This window comes from Flavobacterium algoriphilum (assembly GCF_048158655.1).
Classification (GTDB): Bacteria; Bacteroidota; Bacteroidia; order Flavobacteriales; family Flavobacteriaceae; genus Flavobacterium; species Flavobacterium algoriphilum.
Genome location: NZ_JBLNKY010000007.1, coordinates 85,050 through 102,498, shown reverse-complemented (window position 1 = coordinate 102,498; position 17,449 = coordinate 85,050). Strand labels below are relative to the sequence as shown.

At 34.1% G+C, this 17,449-nt stretch carries 16 protein-coding genes; 5 read left to right on the top strand and 11 right to left on the bottom strand.

From position 1 onward, the window contains the following. Window positions 1–133: 133 nt before the first annotated feature. The 11 genes from ACM55G_RS12490 to fahA form a co-directional block, all read right to left on the bottom strand. Window positions 134–1,204, bottom strand: a complete 1,071-nt coding sequence (locus tag ACM55G_RS12490; protein WP_416844271.1) for a M20 family metallo-hydrolase — start codon at window positions 1,202–1,204, stop codon at window positions 134–136. Then, a complete protein-coding gene (gene argB / locus ACM55G_RS12485) occupies window positions 1,201–1,986 on the bottom strand; it encodes an acetylglutamate kinase (RefSeq protein ID WP_416844270.1) in 786 nt (261 codons plus the stop codon). The genes ACM55G_RS12490 and argB overlap by 4 nt, the downstream gene beginning before the upstream one ends. After that, complete coding sequence (locus ACM55G_RS12480; protein WP_416844269.1) at window positions 1,976–2,923, bottom strand: N-acetylornithine carbamoyltransferase; 948 nt, start codon at window positions 2,921–2,923, stop codon at window positions 1,976–1,978. Before ACM55G_RS12480 ends, argB begins: the two co-directional genes overlap by 11 nt. A 74-nt stretch (window positions 2,924–2,997) precedes the next feature. Beyond that, on the bottom strand, window positions 2,998–3,759 hold the full coding sequence (gene proB, locus ACM55G_RS12475) for a glutamate 5-kinase (RefSeq protein WP_416844268.1): 762 nt from the start codon (window positions 3,757–3,759) through the stop codon (window positions 2,998–3,000). Window positions 3,760–3,820: 61 nt separating this feature from the next. Next, window positions 3,821–5,017 carry a glutamate-5-semialdehyde dehydrogenase gene (locus tag ACM55G_RS12470; RefSeq protein WP_416844267.1) on the bottom strand — a complete coding sequence of 399 codons (1,197 nt, stop codon included), beginning with the start codon at window positions 5,015–5,017 and terminating at the stop codon, window positions 3,821–3,823. Window positions 5,018–5,104: 87 nt separating this feature from the next. Continuing rightward, window positions 5,105–6,241 carry an aspartate aminotransferase family protein gene (locus ACM55G_RS12465; RefSeq protein WP_416844266.1) on the bottom strand — a complete coding sequence of 379 codons (1,137 nt, stop codon included), beginning with the start codon at window positions 6,239–6,241 and terminating at the stop codon, window positions 5,105–5,107. 112 nt (window positions 6,242–6,353) lie between these two features. Further along, the gene (gene argC, locus ACM55G_RS12460) at window positions 6,354–7,331 is read right to left on the bottom strand and encodes an N-acetyl-gamma-glutamyl-phosphate reductase (protein WP_416844265.1); all 978 of its coding nucleotides are present in this window, start codon (window positions 7,329–7,331) and stop codon (window positions 6,354–6,356) included. Beyond that, window positions 7,324–8,517, bottom strand: a complete 1,194-nt coding sequence (locus ACM55G_RS12455) for an argininosuccinate synthase (RefSeq protein ID WP_416844264.1) — start codon at window positions 8,515–8,517, stop codon at window positions 7,324–7,326. Before ACM55G_RS12455 ends, argC begins: the two co-directional genes overlap by 8 nt. An 83-nt stretch (window positions 8,518–8,600) precedes the next feature. Further along, window positions 8,601–9,218: a GNAT family N-acetyltransferase gene (locus tag ACM55G_RS12450; protein WP_416844263.1), complete on the bottom strand. Its 618-nt coding sequence runs from the start codon at window positions 9,216–9,218 to the stop codon at window positions 8,601–8,603. Window positions 9,219–9,685: 467 nt separating this feature from the next. Then, on the bottom strand, window positions 9,686–10,870 hold the full coding sequence (locus ACM55G_RS12445) for a hypothetical protein (RefSeq protein WP_416844262.1): 1,185 nt from the start codon (window positions 10,868–10,870) through the stop codon (window positions 9,686–9,688). 138 nt (window positions 10,871–11,008) lie between these two features. Continuing rightward, window positions 11,009–12,292: a fumarylacetoacetase gene (gene fahA / locus ACM55G_RS12440; RefSeq protein ID WP_416844261.1), complete on the bottom strand. Its 1,284-nt coding sequence runs from the start codon at window positions 12,290–12,292 to the stop codon at window positions 11,009–11,011. A gap of 108 nt (window positions 12,293–12,400) precedes the next feature. Between fahA and glyA the strand changes: the two genes are divergently transcribed. The 5 genes from glyA (at window position 12,401) to ACM55G_RS12415 (ending at window position 17,434) form a co-directional block, all read left to right on the top strand. Beyond that, a complete protein-coding gene (glyA, locus tag ACM55G_RS12435) occupies window positions 12,401–13,675 on the top strand; it encodes a serine hydroxymethyltransferase (protein ID WP_416844260.1) in 1,275 nt (424 codons plus the stop codon). A 133-nt stretch (window positions 13,676–13,808) separates the two neighbouring features. Continuing rightward, a complete protein-coding gene (locus ACM55G_RS12430; protein ID WP_416844259.1) occupies window positions 13,809–14,402 on the top strand; it encodes a MiaE family protein in 594 nt (197 codons plus the stop codon). Window positions 14,403–14,584: 182 nt separating this feature from the next. Next, on the top strand, window positions 14,585–15,148 hold the full coding sequence (locus ACM55G_RS12425; protein ID WP_416844258.1) for a helix-turn-helix domain-containing protein: 564 nt from the start codon (window positions 14,585–14,587) through the stop codon (window positions 15,146–15,148). A gap of 26 nt (window positions 15,149–15,174) precedes the next feature. After that, window positions 15,175–15,627, top strand: coding sequence for a response regulator (locus tag ACM55G_RS12420; protein ID WP_416844257.1), 453 nt, complete (start codon window positions 15,175–15,177; stop codon window positions 15,625–15,627). A 10-nt stretch (window positions 15,628–15,637) separates the two neighbouring features. Then, window positions 15,638–17,434, top strand: coding sequence for an ATP-binding protein (locus tag ACM55G_RS12415; RefSeq protein ID WP_416844256.1), 1,797 nt, complete (start codon window positions 15,638–15,640; stop codon window positions 17,432–17,434). Window positions 17,435–17,449: the final 15 nt, after the last annotated feature.

Here is a 17,449-nt window from a genome sequence, read left to right as displayed (position 1 = left end):
TGGATAATTAGATTTTTAGACTGTTAGATTAGCCCCGATAGCAGTGGAAATCCTTTTATTTTTTTTTTTTAAAATAAAAGATTGCAACGAATAGCGGGATTGGCTCCTCCTTCGACTGCGCTCAGGATGACTTTTATTGTTTGAAAAAATCAGTTAGTATTTTGATATACAATTGAATTCCTTCTTCTATTTCGTTTATAAATATAAATTCGTCAGCCGAATGTGACCGTAGGGTTTCACCAGGTCCTAATTTCAAGGATTGACAACTCAAAACCGATTGATCCGAGAGGGTAGGCGACCCGTACGTGGTTCTTCCCAGTGCGATTCCGGCTTGTACTAATTCGTGTGTAACAGGAATTGATGACGCATTCAAATGCATCGAACGCGGATTGACTTCGGCAGTCAAATGGTTTTTTACAATATCTAAAATTTCTTGATTGTTGTAGCAATCATTCACTCGTATATCGATAACCAAATGACATTCTGCAGGAACTACGTTGTGTTGTTTACCTGCAGTGACTTGTGTTACGGTCATTTTTACAGGACCTAAAACCTCCGATATTTTTTCGAATTGATAACTGTTAAACCATTCAATAACGGGTATCGCATTGTAAATAGGATTGTCAGTATTGTTGTGTGCTGCATGACTAGCGGTACCTTTTACGATAACATCGAGTACCAATAACCCCTTTTCGGCTACGGCCAATTGCATCAAAGTAGGTTCTCCCACAATGGCACATTCCAATTCCGGTAAATGTTTTATTACGCTGTTTAATCCATTTTTCCCGCTGCTTTCTTCTTCGGCTGAAGCAACCATCACAATATTGTAAGGCAGATTTTCATTCGAATAAAAATGAACAAAAGTGGCTAAAAGTGAAACCAGACAACCTCCCGCATCATTGCTCCCCAGTCCAAATAATTTGCCGTCTTTTACGATGGCTTCAAATGGATCATTAGTATAACCTTGGTTTGGTTTTACGGTATCGTGATGCGAATTGAGTAAAAGTGTTGGCTTGGTTTTATCAAAATTCTTATTGAAAGCCCAAATATTATTATTCTCTCTTTCGAAAGGGATATTATTTTTTCTAAACCAATTTTCGATTAAAAGTGCTGTTTGGTCTTCTTCACTTGAAAATGAAGGCGTTTCAATCAGTCCTTTTAATAACGAAATGGCTTCTTGTGTAAAGATTTCTATACTCTTCATAGTGTAATTGTAGTGTACAATGCCGTTTTATCTTGCAACATCCTGTGATGACCAATTTTTATTTTTTGAACTCCCTTGGACAAACTATTGAAGCAATTGTCTAATTTAGGAATCATACCAGAATGTATGGCGCCTTCAGCTTTTAATTTGGAATACAATTCTTGATTTATGTTCTCAATTACGGAAGAATCATCTTCGGCATCATATAAAACGCCCAGTTTTTCGAAGCAATAATTCAAAGTGACATCAAAAACTTCCGATAAAGCAATCGCTAATTCGCTGGCAATGGTATCGGCATTCGTGTTTAATAATTGTCCTTTTCCATCGTGTGTTATCGCGCAAAATACAGGAACTATTCCACTAGAAAGTAACGTTTGTAATAAGTTTGTATTCACTTTTTTTACATCGCCCACAAAACCATAATTGATTGTAGGATGGTTTCTTTTATCCGACAGAATTAAATTCCCATCAGCACCAGAAAACCCCATCGCATTGGTCGAATTTACTTGTAATTGGGCAACGATATTTTTGTTGATTTGACCTGCATAAATCATCACAACTACATCAAGCATTGCGGCATCGGTGATGCGTCTTCCATCAATCATTTGAGGAGCTAAACCAATACTTTCCGCCATTTTGGTAGCTGATTTTCCACCGCCATGAACGAGTACTTTATAGCCTTCAATCTGAGAAAAATCAATTAAAAATTGTGCTAATTCCGTTGGGTTGTCAATAATGTTTCCTCCAATTTTTATTAGCGTTACCGGTTTTTTATTTTCCATTTTCCAATATTTTTTGCAACACTAATTGTGCGGCATAGGTTCTATTGTTGGCTTGTTCGATAACAATTGAATTTTCGCTGTCAATCACTTCATCCGTTACAATTACGTTACGCCTTACTGGCAAACAGTGCATGAATTTAGCATTATTAGTCAGTTTCATTTTGTCGGCCGTTACAGTCCAATTTGGATTGGAATTTGTAATTTGACCATATTCGTTATAATTGCTCCAGTTTTTGGCATAAATAAAATCGGCATTTTCAAAAGCTTTGTCTTGGTCGTATTCAATCTTGGAATCTTTCGTGATTTCAGGATTCAATTCGTAGCCTTTAGGATGCGTAATGACAAAATCTGCATCTTGTAACTGCATCATTTGCACAAAGGAATTGGGTACCGCTTGAGGCAATGCTCTAGGATGGGGTGCCCAAGTCAAAACTACTTTTGGTCTGTGTTTTGTTTTGTGTTCTGCCATAGTTATTGCATCGGCTAGCGATTGTAACGGATGTCCAGTAGCACTTTCCATGTTAACAATTGGCACAGTGGCATATTTTAAGAAACCCATAAGAACGGTTTCGGCATTATCTTTTTCTTTGTCTACCAATCCGGCAAAGGCCCTGATGGCAATAATATCGCAATATTGAGAAACAACTGCTGCCGCTTCTTTAATATGTTCCGAAGCACCGGAATTCATGATGGCTCCATCCTCAAATTCTAATGTCCAACCTTCGCTGGTAAAATTCATTACCATCACGTTCATTCCTAAATTCAAAGCTGCTTTTTGTGTACTCAAACGTGTTCTTAAACTGGAATTAAAAAACAACATTCCTAAGGTTTTGTTCTTACCCAGTTTTTTGTTTTTAAGGGGTTTTTTCTTGATTTTTAATGCTTCTTTCACCCATTTGTTGAGCGAATCTATGTTTTGTATGGAAATATAGTTCATTGTAGTTGTGAATTATGAAATTATGAATTATGAATTGTCCAAAAATCTAACAATCTAAAAATCCAATATTCGAATTAAATTATTTTAGTAAATGGTATTTCGTTTTTTAAAGCTTTCAAAATAAAATTGTCTTCCAAGCCATTGACAATCCAGGTTTCGATATTAGCGGCTTTGGCAATTGCCGATGCTTCTATTTTAGATTGCATTCCACCGGTTCCGTGCGAAGATTTAGAATCGCCAATCTCTTTTTCCAATACTTTTAAATCGGTTACCAAAGAAATGGTTTCAGGAACTGCATCATGAATGGATGATTTGGTGTAAATCCCGTTCGTATTGGTGGCAATGATAAGAATATCAACATTTAATAAAACGGCGGTCAAAGCGGCTAATTTATCGTTATCACCAAACCGAATCTCATCCGTCGCTACAGTATCATTTTCATTGATAATCGGAATGTAATTGTTTTTGACTAACACATTGATGGTGTTCACGATATTTACTTTGGATTGTTCTTTTTCGAAATCAGAATAAGAAAGCAAACATTGCGAAATTAGCAATCCTAAATCACTAAAATTTTCATGATAAATCCGCATCAAATGTGGCTGACCAATCGAAGCCAACGCTTGTTTTACAAAAACATCTTTGTCCTGACTTTCCAGTTTAACAAATTGTTTGGCCGCAGCAATCGCACCGGAACTCACTATTATAAACTCGTAATCATCTTTCAACGCTGCTATTTGCATTCCAATATCCTCAATCTTTCCTCTCGAAATGTGATTGGTTTCTTTGGTTAGCGTATTGCTTCCTAACTTTAATAAAATCCTTTTTTTAGCCATTTTTATTATTTCTACTTTCAATCTGCAATCAAAAATCGTTAATCTTCAATCAAAAATCTTTTTACCTGATTTGTCCATTTCCGTAAATATACCATTTATTGGTAACTAAATGTTGCAATCCAATTGGTCCACGTTGGTGCAATTTATCTGTGCTTATGGCTAATTCGCCTCCTAAACCAAATTGTCCTCCATCAGTGAATCGGGTAGAGGCGTTTTGATATACGGCTGCAGTATCTACATTTTCCATGAATTCCTGAGCAATTGCATCATTTTTTGTGATTATCGAAGCGGAATGACCGCCACAATATTTATTTATTTTGTCAATCGCTTCTTGATCCGAATTGGTTGTTCCAATAACAATTTTATAATCTAAAAACTCTTCATACCAAATTAAATCCGATTCAATCTGAGGAACGTTTGTTGCCTTGGAAATACTTTCATCTCCCAAAACGGTTACGTTTCTTTGTTGTAATTCCTGAACTATATTGGTAGCAAAAGCTTCCCAATTTTCAAGATTTGTGTCAATTAAAACTTTATCTAAAGCATTGCAAACCGATATGTTTGAGGTCTTTCCGTTAATAATAATGTCAAACGCTTTTTTCAAATCGGCTTCCTTATTTACGTATACAAAATTATTTCCTCGACCACTTATAATCACTGGGCAAGTGGCGTGTTTCTTTACAAAAGCAATCAATTTCTCCCCACCACGAGGAACGATTAAATCCACTTTTTGTGTTGGTTTTTCCAAAAATGCCTGCGTTTCTTCCCGATTGTAATTCAAGTATTCCACCCATTCTGTAGCCACATTGTTTGCTGTTAAAGCTTGATGCCATAATTCCACAATTTTTAAGTTGGATTGCAAAGATTCTTTTCCGCCTTTCAATAGAATTTTATTTCCGGATTTGAAAGCGATTCCGCCAGCTTCAACAGTAACATCGGGTCTGGATTCATAAATAATCATTATGGTTCCAAAAGCCGCTGTTTTATTGATGATTTTCATTCCGTTTTGATGGTCGAAATTAAAACGCTCTACGCCAATAGGATCTTCTTGACTGGCCAATTGTTGCATGGATAAAATCATACCGTCAATTTTGGCGTCATCAACCAATAAACGTTTTTCCATGGCCAAATCATCGCCAGAATAATGCTGCAAATCTTGTTGATTTATAGTCTTAAGATTGGCTCTTTCTTGTTCAAGAAGTTCGGCCATGAGGCTTAAAACTGAATTTCGTTTTTCTATTGGTAATACGTAGTTCATTAGTTTTTGGTTTACTATTTTAGAAAAAAATCGAAGCATATAAGTCACGTAAGTTTAAGAGCTTAGATGACTTATATGTTTATAAAATCATTTCAATTCTGCCAATGTTTCTTTTAAAGCTATTATAAAGGTGTCGATTGCTTCCTTCTTGATTGTCAATGGAGGAAGGATTCTTAATAAGTTTTTATTATTAGCATTTCCCGTAAAAATATGTTTGTCCATAATCATTTTTTTACGAAGTGTACTTACGTCAAAATCAAATTCTACACCTAGCATTAATCCTTTTCCTTTTACTTTAATAACTTCAGGAACTTGTTTGATTGCCTCTAAAAAATAAGCGTAAACGTCATTTACGTTATCCATTAAATTTTGGCTTGCAATCACATCCAAAACCGCAATTCCAGCAGCACAAGCCAAATGGTTTCCACCGAAAGTAGTTCCCAATAATCCATAACTCGCTGTGAATTTTGGAGAAATCAAGATTCCGCCAATAGGAAATCCGTTGCCCATTCCTTTCGCCAGACAAATAATATCTGCTTTGATGTTATGATGTTGGTGTGCAAAAAACTTTCCGCTTCTTCCGTATCCAGATTGCACTTCGTCCAAAATCAAAACGGCGTCGTAAGTAGCGCATATTTTTTCTAATGCCTGAAAAAATTCAGTAGTTCCCTGGTCTAAACCTCCAACTCCTTGAATTCCTTCAATGATAATAGAAGAAACATCGCCTTTTTTTAGTTCGTTTTCTACCAACTCAATATTATTCAATGGTAAAAAAGTAACTATTTGTTGCGCATTGATTGGCGCAACAATTTTTTTGTTATCCGTAACCGCAACCGCCGCCGAAGTTCTTCCATGAAAGGAATTATCAAAAGCAATTACACGAGATTTATTGTTGTGAAAAGAGGCTAATTTCAAGGCGTTTTCATTTGCTTCAGCTCCAGAACTGCACAAGAATAAAGTGTAGTCTTCCAATCCGGAAAGTTTTCCTAATTTCGCTGCTAATTCTACTTGCAATGGATTCTGAATCGCATTCGAATAAAAGCCAATATTATCCAATTGATTTTTTAATTTGGCAACATAATCCGGTTGTGTGTGTCCAATGGAAATTACTCCATGACCGCCATATAAATCTAAATATTCCACTCCGTTTTCATCTGTAATAGTACAATCCAGTGCTTTTATAGGAGTGATGTTGTATAATGGGTAAACGTCAAATAAGTTCATGTTTTAATTATTTAAAGATTTAAAAATTGAAAGATTTAAGCCTTTTTAAATCGTTGTGTTTAGAATCTTAAAAATTTTTCAATCATTAAATCCTTCAATCTTTTAATTATTTCTAGAATCCGCTTGGTTTCAAATGTAATCCTGTGGTTTCATCCAATCCAAACATTAAATTCATATTTTGAATGGCTTGTCCTGAGGCTCCTTTTGTTAAATTATCAATTACTGAAGTAATCAATAACCGGTTTCCTTTTTTCATTAAACTAATAATACATTTATTCGTTTGAACTACTTGTTTCATATTGATTCCAGTGGTAGTAACCGTGACAAAAGGTTGGTCTTTGTAAAAAGCCTCATATTTTGCTACTAAATCTTCCAGATTTTCTTCGATTGTTGTGTATAATGTTGCAAAAATTCCTCTGGCAAAATCACCTCTGTTGGGCACAAAAATCAATTCGTTGGTATAATCCGCCTGCAATTGGTTGACACTTTGGTTTATTTCGCCCAAATGTTGGTGTTCAAAAGCTTTATAATGCGACATATTATTCGATCTCCAACTAAAATGCGTCGTTTCCGAAGGCGAAACTCCAGCTCCCGTGCTTCCGGTTGTGGCATTGATGTGAACATCAGTCGTAAGCATTTCGTTTTTAGCCAATGGTAATAATGCTAGTTGAATTGCTGTTGCAAAGCAACCGGGATTTGCTATGAATTGAGCGTTTTTGATTACCGCTTTATTCAATTCAGGTAAACCATAAACGAAAGTTTTACTCTCATAATCTTTGTCTTTTGTCAATCTGAAATCATTTCCTAAATCGATGATTTTGGTATGACTCGCAAATTGATTGTTCTCTAAAAACGATTTTGATTTACCATGACCTAAACACAAGAAAACAACATTCACATTTTGATTTACAGTATCGGTAAAATTCATTTCGATATCGCCCATTAAATCGTGATGCGCAACCGAAAGTGGTTTTCCGGCGTTTGTTGTGCTATACACAAAATCAAGTGTAGCATTGGGATGGAACATCAATATTCTGATGAGTTCCCCCGCTGTGTACCCCGAACCACCAATTATTCCAATATTAATCATGTGTCAGTTTATTTACAGATGAAAATATGTTTTGGGCATTTCCAAGAATTTTGATAAATCCTTTGGCATCGTCAGATGTCCAGGCGTTGTTCATTTCTCCATATTGACCAAAAGTGGTATTCATTAAGTCATTTTCAGATTCAATTCCGTCCAATGTAAAGTGATATGGTTTTAGAGAAACGATAACGGTTCCATTTACAGTCGTTTGAGTGTCTTCTAGGAAAGCCTCGATGTTTCTCATCACAGGGTCCAAGAATTGTCCTTCATGAAACAACATTCCGTACCAGTTTCCGAGTTGTTCTTTCCAGTATTGTTGCCATTTACCCAGCGTATGTTTCTCTAATAAATGGTGTGCTTTGATAATGATTAAAGGTGCGGCAGCTTCAAAACCTACTCTTCCTTTAATTCCGATAATGGTATCTCCCACGTGTGTATCTCTACCAATTGCATACGCACTGGCTAATTTTTCTAATGCAACGATGTTTTTTGTTGGTATGTCCAATGTCCCGTTGATGCCTACTAATTGTCCTTTTTCAAATTGTAGTGTCACTTTCTCTTCACCCGTTTTTTGCAATTGCGAAGGATACGCTTCACTTGGTAAAGATTGATTTGAGGTCAATGTTTCTTTACCACCTACGCTTGTTCCCCATAATCCTTTATTGATGGAATATTGTGCTTTTTCCCAAGAATAATGAACTCCATTTTGAGCCAAGTAATCAACTTCTTCCTGTCTTGATAATTTCAAATCTCTGATAGGAGTTATGATTTCAATTTCGGGAGCAATGGTTTGAAAAATTAAATCAAAACGAATTTGGTCATTTCCTGCACCAGTACTTCCGTGAGCAATTGCTTCAGCACCAACAGATTTTGCGTATTTAATCGCTTCGATAGCTTGAAAAACACGCTCTGCACTTACGGATAATGGGTACGTATTGTTTTTTAATACATTTCCATAAATCAAATATTTAATGGCTTTATCGTAATATTTATCTACGATGGTAAGATTTGCATGTTGCGCACTTCCTAATTCGTAGGCTCTTTCTTCAATAGCGGCTAGTTCAGCATCATCAAATCCGCCTGTATTTATAAGAACGGTATGAACTTCATATCCTTTTTCGTTTTTTAAATATTTTAGGCAATATGAGGTATCTAGTCCTCCACTATAAGCTAATACAACTTTTTTCATAATTATTGTTTTTTCCTCCCCCCAGCCCCTCCGAAGGAAGGGGAGCCGAAACTGGCAAAGGGGAATTTTTTGTTATGATTATTTTATTTTTTTAAGAACAAGGCTTCTTTAATTGATTTTAATCGGTTTAATACTCTGACGTTAAATGGATGTTTAGGCGGATCTTTTGGTTTCTCTTTTGGATCAAACAACATTCCGGTGCACAAACACATTTTGTTATCTTTGCTTTGTAAAATTTCAAAATTGGTACAGGTTTGACATCCTTTCCAAAAACTTGGATCGCTGGTCAATTCTGAAAAAGGGACCGGTTTATATCCCAAATCTGAATTGATTTTCATTACCGCTAAACCAGTGGTAATTCCAAAAACCTTAGCCTCCGGATATTTTTCCAATGAATAATCAAAAACAAATGATTTGATTTTTTTTGCTAAACCTAAATTTCTGTAATCAGGATGTACAATCAAACCAGAATGTGCTACAAATTTTCCGTGTTGCCAACTTTCGATATAGCAAAAACCAGCAAATTTGCCATTGTCTAATGCGATGACAGCATCTTTGCTTTCCATCTTTTTTTGGATGTATTCAGGAGTTCTTTTAGCTATCCCAGTACCTCTCAATAAGGCGGACGATTCAATAGTATCGCATATTTCCTGCGAATACTTATAATGTTCTTCCTGAGTTACAATGATAGAAATTTTCATTTCAAGAGATTATTTTGAGTTAAAAAATGAGTTGGATTCAAGTTTTAAAAAACCATCGTTGTACCAATCAATTAAAATAGATCCATAAAAAGACATTGATCCTGAACATAGCCTTGTATATGCTAATGAGCAAGAAAATATAGTTTTTTTAGGATATGCTAATCCAACGGTTAACTGGGATAATTTCAAAACGGTATATATGAAAAATGAATAAAAACAAAAACAAAACACGTTGTGGGTACTATAATTATAGCATCCGTACTTCGGGAGAAGCCGTAGGTCTGTTTGTCCGTGATATAGAAGTTATAGGTACACTTATATTATTCATGGTCGCAAAAATACAATTATTTTTTAAACGCAAGGCTTGTTTTATTTTTTGTAACAAAAATTTAATACAATGTTTGTTTTCTATGAATAAAAAACTTAATGAGAGCGTTCATTGGGTTGTTATGGTACGAATTTATTAATTAGTTTCGAAATCTATTGCGACTAATAATATCTTTTAACTTGGCTTTTAAATCTTCTCCCGTATCATAAATCATTTGTTCACTGCTAGGAAAAGCGACTGCTCTTTTATCAAAATTAGCGTAATAATTATCGTCAGATGCGCGTCGGTCTCCTTTATAGGTTGAATAGATATTTTCGAATGTAAACTCACTTGTCACAGGAAAGGACTGTAGGAGTTGATTGCTTCTTAAGTTTACATAATCTACTTTTGCGGTAATTTGGCAGGATTTAAATTGTCTCGATTCATAAATACGGACGTTTACAGTTCTAAGATTATCAACCATAACAACTTTTCCTTTTTCGTCTACAACTTCTTTACCATTCGCATCAATCAGTTTTTTTACCCCATCTTTTATGATGCGTTCTTTTACAAATTCTCTTTCTTTGATTTGTTCCGGTGAAATATAAATTTGACGAAAATTAATCATCATGCCATAATCGTAATTAATTTCTCTTTGTTTGTTACTGTGGTAAACGGTCCATTTATCATTTAATCCATAGGTGCTAAAATCCAATAAATCATTTTGCAGACGAGCCGGGATAATCATATTAGTTTCATTTTTGGTGTAAACCGAAACATAATCTGAACCTTTGAGTTTAGCTTCATCCATGAGTTGCAAGACATTTTTGTAATTTGGATTTATCTGATTCAAATAATCCAAATCATCATACCCCTTGCGGAAATTCATCTTGTCTGAAGTGAGCATTAACTTTTTTGCATTAGCATACAAATAAGCTGACAAGACATTTTTGCTGTCTACAATTTGGTGGTTATAATTGTCAAAAGGAAAAATTGCTTTTCTGCCTTCTTTAATTAATTTCAAAGGAAGTATCGGTTTGATTTTTTCCTGACGGTCGTTTAATTGTATGTAAGTGGTATACATTTTTTCTAATTGCGCCGCATTTGCCTCTTTTGTCAATATGTTTATCGCATTCAAATCACGCTCTTTGGCTTTGGCAAAAGCCTCTTCGAGCAAAAAAACATATTCCTGTTTTCCTTTTTTGTCTTTATTGGTTCGTAAGTTAGAAATAGCATTTTCAATTGCCTGATCGTAATTTCCGGAGTTTAATAAGTTTTGAGTTTGCTTTACACCACAAGACGAAACAAGAATATATAGGGATAATAAAAGAGTGATTTTTTTCATAAGCAAAAAGGTGGGTCAGTGTTTATTTGAAACTGTAATCCTAATTTTTAAATTCAATTTTTAAAAAAATAATGCCACAAAAAAACCTAACAAAAATAGAATAAATGTTAGGTTTTGAAAAGTATATTTTTATTTTTTTTATTTTCTTACGAAAGGTGGAAGCAACTTACTGGAAACTTCACCAAAACCAATGCGAACTTGCCCATTCTGACAAAATCCTTTTATGATTACAGTATCGTTATCATTGATGAATTTACGTTCTGTGCCGTCATTCATTTTTATTGGATTTTTTCCTCCCCAAGTTAATTCCAGCATAGAGCCAAAACTATCTTCGGTTGGTCCTGAGATTGTTCCTGATCCCATCATGTCACCCGAATTTACGCGACAGCCATTAGAGGTGTGATGCGCTAACTGTTGGCACATTGACCAGTATAAATATTTAAAATTAGAATGAGAAACTACAATTTCTTGGGTGTTTTCAGGTTGAATTGCCACTTCTAAATTGATATCGAACGAATGTTTTCCTTTTTGTTGTAAATACGGTAGCGGAGTAGGTTCTTGTTTTGGACCTTTGGTTCTAAACGGTTCCAGCGCATCCATAGTTACAATCCAAGGCGAGATTGAGGTGGCGAAGTTTTTTGATAAGAATGGTCCTAATGGCACATATTCCCATTTTTGAATATCGCGGGCGCTCCAGTCATTCAATAAAACCATTCCAAAAATATAATCTTCGGCTTCATTTATAGGAATATTTTCTCCCATAATATTGACATCGGTTGTTATAAAAGCAGTTTCCAATTCAAAATCGACGGAACGGGAAGGGCCAAAAACGGGTGTAGTTTCGCCATTTGGCAATGTTTGTCCCATGGGTCTGTGTACTGGAATTCCCGAAGGAACAATAGAGGAACTTCTTCCATGATACCCTACAGGGATGTGAAGCCAGTTGGGTAATAACGCGTTTTCTGGATCACGGAACATTTTTCCTACATTAGTTGCGTGCTCTTTGCTGGAATAGAAGTCTGTATAATCACCTATTAGTACCGGTAATTGCATTTCTACATCTTCCATTTTGAAGATCACAATATCTCGATCTTTTATATTATCTCTTAATGTTGGATTTTTTTCGTCAAAAATTTCGGCAATACGATTTCGAACCAATCGCCATGTTTTTTTGCCATCCGAAATAAAATCATTCAAAGTGTCTTGCATGAACATATCATCCGTCAGCTCAATACCTTCAAAATAATTTAATTGTTGTAAAGCTCCCAAATCAATTGCAAAATCTCCAATTCTAGTCCCTACAGTAACTATGTTTTCTTTGGTAAGAAAAACACCAAAAGGAATGTTTTGAATGGGAAAATCGCTGCTTGGAGCTACTTCTAACCATGATTTTCTTTTAGTATTGTTGGCTGTTATAGGCATATGGCTGTTAATTATTTTGTTGAAAATTACTCATCAAATATATTATAATCTAACTATTAACCAAACGTTTTTTTGTATTTTTGCAACATATTAACGAAAATCAAAGAAATGCAACGCGACGAACAAATTTTTGACCTTATTCTAGAAGAACAAGAAAGACAAATACATGGATTAGAACTTATCGCTTCGGAAAACTTCGTAAGTGACGAAGTAATGGAAGCAGCTGGTTCTGTTTTAACCAATAAATATGCAGAAGGATATCCTGGCAAAAGATACTACGGCGGTTGCGAAGTAGTTGATGTTATTGAGCAAATTGCTATTGACAGAGCGAAAGAATTATTTGGTGCTGCTTACGCAAATGTGCAGCCACACTCTGGTTCACAAGCGAATACAGCAGTTTATCATGCGTGTATCAAACCAGGAGATAAAATTTTAGGTTTTGATTTGTCACATGGTGGACACTTAACGCACGGTTCTCCTGTAAACTTTTCTGGACGTTTATATACGCCTTCTTTTTATGGTGTAGATAAGGAAACTGGAAGATTAAATTATGATAAGATTCAAGAAATTGCAACAAAAGAACAACCAAAATTAATCATCGCTGGAGCTTCGGCTTATTCCCGTGATATGGATTTTGAACGTTTCAGAGTAATTGCTGATAGTGTTGGGGCTATTTTATTAGCTGACATTTCTCATCCTGCAGGTCTTATTGCCAAAGGATTGATGAATGATCCATTGCCTCATTGCCATATAGTGACTACTACCACACACAAAACATTACGTGGTCCTCGTGGAGGTTTGATTTTAATGGGTAAAGATTTCGAAAATCCATTTGGTCTAACTACTCCAAAAGGAGAAATCAGAATGATGTCTTCTTTATTAGACTTAGCTGTTTTTCCTGGAAATCAAGGTGGTCCGTTAATGCACATTATTGCTGCTAAAGCGGTGGCATTTGGCGAAGCATTAAATGATGAATTTTTCACTTATGCTTTACAATTGCAAAAAAATGCTAATGCAATGGCAGATGCTTTTGTAAAAAGAGGATATGAAATCATTTCTGGAGGTACAGATAACCACATGATGTTGATTGATTTAAGAAACAAAAATATTTCTGGAAAAGATGCTGAAAATGCATTAGTAAAAGCAGAAATTACAGTAAATAAAAACATGGTTCCATTTGATGATAAATCACCATTTGTAACTTCAGGAATTCGTGTGGGAACTGCAGCGATTACAACTCGTGGTTTGGTTGAAGAAGATATGGAAACTATTGTTGCTCTTATTGATAGAGTGCTAGTGGATCACACTAACGAAGATGTTATCGAAGCAGTAGCTGCTGAAGTAAACGAAATGATGAGTGAAAGAGCTATTTTCGTATATTAAATAAGTCTTAAAGTTTTTAAAGTCATAAAATTGAATGTCTTGAAGTGGAATTTATTCTATCTTTTTGATTATTGATTTTATGACTTTTCTTTTAGCTTTATGACATTCGACTTTTTAACTTTAAGACTAAAAAATGTCCGTACTAAGATTAAAATTACCAACCGACCCGAGATGGGTGAATATTGTAGAAAAGAATATTGAAGAAATCTTGACAGATCATGCTTGGTGTGAGCAAAAAGCAGCGACAAATGCCATTACAATTATCACTAACAACTCGGAACACCAAGATTTAGTGAAGGATTTATTGGCTTTGGCCAAAGAAGAAATCGACCATTTTGAGCAAGTACACAACATTATTATTAAACGCGGTTTGAAGTTAGGACGCGAACGAAAAGATGATTATGTGAATGAATTGTATCTTTACATGAAAAAAAATGGAAACGGAAGCAGAGTTTCAAGTTTAGTGGAACGGTTGTTGTTTTCAGCCATGATAGAAGCCAGAAGTTGTGAACGTTTCAAAGTCCTTTCTGAAAATATCCAGGACGAAGAATTATCTGTTTTCTATAGAGATTTGATGGAAAGTGAAGCGGGCCATTACACTACTTTTATAACCTATGCCCGAAAATATGGAGTAGGCATTGATGTTGAAAAACGTTGGAGAGAATGGCTTGAATTCGAGGAAAATATTATAAAAAATTACGGTAAAAGTGAAACAATTCATGGATAACTTTAATTAGGATATTTTTTAGAATAAACAAATTTATTTAAGAGTATTAATAGTCAGGTTTTTATGTTTTTTGTATTTTAAAGAAGCCAATGTTTTGGATTAAAAGTAAAATATTTGTTATGGATTAATAATTTTTGATTTACTTTTATTGTTTAATTTTAACTTTAACAATTGTTATTGCTATGAAGCTCAATTTTAATTATGATGGAAATATTGCTTGCAGGGCAATATTGCAAGATCAATTAGAAAATTTAGAAATTAAATATCAACTTTTAGATTTAGGTCAAATTGAAATTAGTGACGATGTCTCAGAAGATAGCTTTACAGCGCTTCAAGAGCGTTTAAAGAAGTATGCGATTCATATTATCGATAACCCAAAAGGGCAATTAATTCAAAAAATTAAAGATGCAATAATTGAAATTGTTTATGAAAAGGATAAATTCCCTAACATAACAATTTCTCAATATCTATCGGATAAATTGAACTTTAGATATGGATATATTACAAATGTTTTTTCAGAATATACGCATACGTCAATTGAGAATTTTATTATTATTCAAAAGATTGAAAGAGCAAAGAAATTAATAATTGAAGAGAAGCTCACTTTAACTGAGATTTCTCATGAACTGAATTATAGCAGTGTCGCTTATTTATCAACTCAATTTAAAAAAGTAACAGGATTAACACCTTCCATGTTTAAAAGAATTGTAGGTAAAAGAAGAGAGTTAGCTAATAATGAACAATAAAAATACAAAATAACCCCCGATATTTTATGATTTCACACCAAGATTCAATGCATATTCTTTTAGCTGACGATGACGAAGATGATCGCACATTTTTTAGTGAAGCTATACAGGAGCTTAAAATGAATAATAAGTTGACTCTGTTTAAAGATGGTAAAGATCTAATGGATTATTTAGTACATCCAGATATTAGGTTACCGCATGTTTTATTTCTCGATTTAAATATGCCAGGAAAAACCGGAATAGATTGTCTGAAAGAAATAAGAGCTAATATTCGTTTTAAAGATGTTTCTATTGCCATATATTCTACTTCTTCATCAGAAAAAGATATTGAGGATACGTTTATAGAGGGCGCTAATATTTATATCAAAAAGCCAAACGATTTTTCAAAGCTGAAAAAAGTAATCAAGGAAGTGGTGAATATGAATTGGCAATTTCATACTTCAGGTTTAAATATAGAAACCTTTTTCTTCAGCATATAAAAGAGGGTAAATGAAAATTCTTGGACTATATAAAAACTCTCAAGTGTTTAAAATAGCTTTAGCTATTGCAATTGTTGTGGTTTGCTATATAGCCTCAATGTTTTATTTCCAAATGAAAAAGCTTGATTCTACGGTTGAATTAATTGCAAATTCAAATGAAACGCAACTTGAATTAGAAAAACTTTTATCGGTAATCAGTAGTTACGAAACGAGTTTACGAAGTTATATTATCACTAAAGATGAATCGTATTTAGAAGACCGTTTTTTGAGCAGAGGTAAAATTGAAGAAAACTTAGAGAAATTAAAAAAGTTGACTTCGAAGAATCCTGGCCGAAATAAGGATATTGATCGGCTTAAGAAAATCATTGATTACAGATTTAAGCTGTTCAGACAAACGTTGATTATTGCTAAAAGTAAGAATTCAGGACCATTATACTTAAATGCGAAGTTGCTAGAAAGTAGTGAGGTTACTGAAATTATGAAATTTTTTGTCACTAAAATAATATTTTCGGAAAGTGCAAAAACAAAATTTCAAAATGACAGTCATCAATTTGAATTACGAGATTCCATTATAACTGCCTTTTTATTAGTCATTCTTTCCCTTTTAATATTGCTGTTATCATTCAATAAAATGAATGTAGATATTGATGAACTCAAAAAAGCAAATGATAAATTAAAACTGATTAACGAGTCGTATAATACGGCTGAAATGACCGCGGGTTTTGGACATTGGATGGTTAATCTGGAAACGAACACCTATACTTTTTCAGATAATTTGTTCCGTCTAATGGGCGTTGAACCCAATGAATTTGAACCCAATATAAAAAATACAATTAAATTTATTCATCCTGATGATTTAGCTTATGTAACGAAAGTACATAAAGATTCTTTAATAAATCACCAGTCTACTTCGATGGTATTTAGATTTTTAACTCCAAAAGGAGAAGTGAAATACATTTTAGGTGTAGGAAGTTTCACTAATGATGGAAATGGAAATTTAATTAAAATAGGTGTGAATTGTGATATTACAAACCAATACAAAAAAACACTTGAATTAGAGGAAAATAACAAAGAGCTTAAATATATCAATAAAGAACTCGAAGCGTTTAACAATATAGTGAGTCATGATTTGCAGGAACCGCTTCGTAAGATTCAAATGTTTATTTCAAGATTAGAAGAAAAAGAATTGGATTTACTTACCCAACAAGGAAAAGACTATTTTTCTAAAATTCGTGTTGCGGCCAACAGAATGCAGACTTTATTAATAGATTTAGTCAATTATTCCAGAACAATAAAAGGAGATAAGGTTTTTATAGAAACAGATTTAAACAAAGTGGTTGACGAAACACTTCAAGATTTATCTTTAAATATCGAAGAGAAAAAAGCAACCATTCTAGTTGGAAATTTGCCAACAATCAAAGTAATACCGTTTCAAATGAAACAACTTTTTATAAACTTAATTTCTAATTCTCTTAAATACAGTAAAGACGACGTGCCGCCTCAAATAAGTATCGCTTCTAAAGAGATTACTGAAAAAGAAGTAGTAGATAACGAAATTGCGAATGCAGCGGATTATTATAAAATTGTCGTAGAAGATAACGGAATAGGTTTCAAACAGGAATATTCCGAAAAGATATTTCTTTTGTTCAAACGTTTAGAATCCGATCCTAAATATTCAGGAACTGGACTTGGTCTGGCTATTTGCAATAGAATAGTAGAGAACCATAAAGGTTTCATAAAAGTAAAAGGGGAACCTGGAGTAGGAGCTAAATTCTATGTTTTTATTCCTAAAGGGGATTTGCTTTAATTTCAATAAAATTAT

Excerpts from the sequence above, each read along its gene's own strand:
- ACM55G_RS12465 (WP_416844266.1), bottom strand. The coding sequence starts at position 6,241 with ATGAACTTATTTGACGTTTACCCATTATACAACATCACTCCTATAAAA.
- ACM55G_RS12445 (WP_416844262.1), bottom strand. The coding sequence starts at position 10,870 with ATGAAAAAAATCACTCTTTTATTATCCCTATATATTCTTGTTTCGTCT.
- glyA (WP_416844260.1), top strand. The coding sequence starts at position 12,401 with ATGCAACGCGACGAACAAATTTTTGACCTTATTCTAGAAGAACAAGAA.
- ACM55G_RS12420 (WP_416844257.1), top strand. The coding sequence starts at position 15,175 with ATGATTTCACACCAAGATTCAATGCATATTCTTTTAGCTGACGATGAC.
- ACM55G_RS12470 (WP_416844267.1), bottom strand. The coding sequence starts at position 5,017 with ATGAACTACGTATTACCAATAGAAAAACGAAATTCAGTTTTAAGCCTC.
- ACM55G_RS12450 (WP_416844263.1), bottom strand. The coding sequence starts at position 9,218 with ATGAAAATTTCTATCATTGTAACTCAGGAAGAACATTATAAGTATTCG.
- ACM55G_RS12415 (WP_416844256.1), top strand. The coding sequence starts at position 15,638 with ATGAAAATTCTTGGACTATATAAAAACTCTCAAGTGTTTAAAATAGCT.
- ACM55G_RS12455 (WP_416844264.1), bottom strand. The coding sequence starts at position 8,517 with ATGAAAAAAGTTGTATTAGCTTATAGTGGAGGACTAGATACCTCATAT.
- ACM55G_RS12480 (WP_416844269.1), bottom strand. The coding sequence starts at position 2,923 with ATGAACTATATTTCCATACAAAACATAGATTCGCTCAACAAATGGGTG.
- argC (WP_416844265.1), bottom strand. The coding sequence starts at position 7,331 with ATGATTAATATTGGAATAATTGGTGGTTCGGGGTACACAGCGGGGGAA.
- ACM55G_RS12425 (WP_416844258.1), top strand. The coding sequence starts at position 14,585 with ATGAAGCTCAATTTTAATTATGATGGAAATATTGCTTGCAGGGCAATA.
- ACM55G_RS12430 (WP_416844259.1), top strand. The coding sequence starts at position 13,809 with ATGTCCGTACTAAGATTAAAATTACCAACCGACCCGAGATGGGTGAAT.
- ACM55G_RS12490 (WP_416844271.1), bottom strand. The coding sequence starts at position 1,204 with ATGAAGAGTATAGAAATCTTTACACAAGAAGCCATTTCGTTATTAAAA.
- fahA (WP_416844261.1), bottom strand. The coding sequence starts at position 12,292 with ATGCCTATAACAGCCAACAATACTAAAAGAAAATCATGGTTAGAAGTA.
- argB (WP_416844270.1), bottom strand. The coding sequence starts at position 1,986 with ATGGAAAATAAAAAACCGGTAACGCTAATAAAAATTGGAGGAAACATT.
- proB (WP_416844268.1), bottom strand. The coding sequence starts at position 3,759 with ATGGCTAAAAAAAGGATTTTATTAAAGTTAGGAAGCAATACGCTAACC.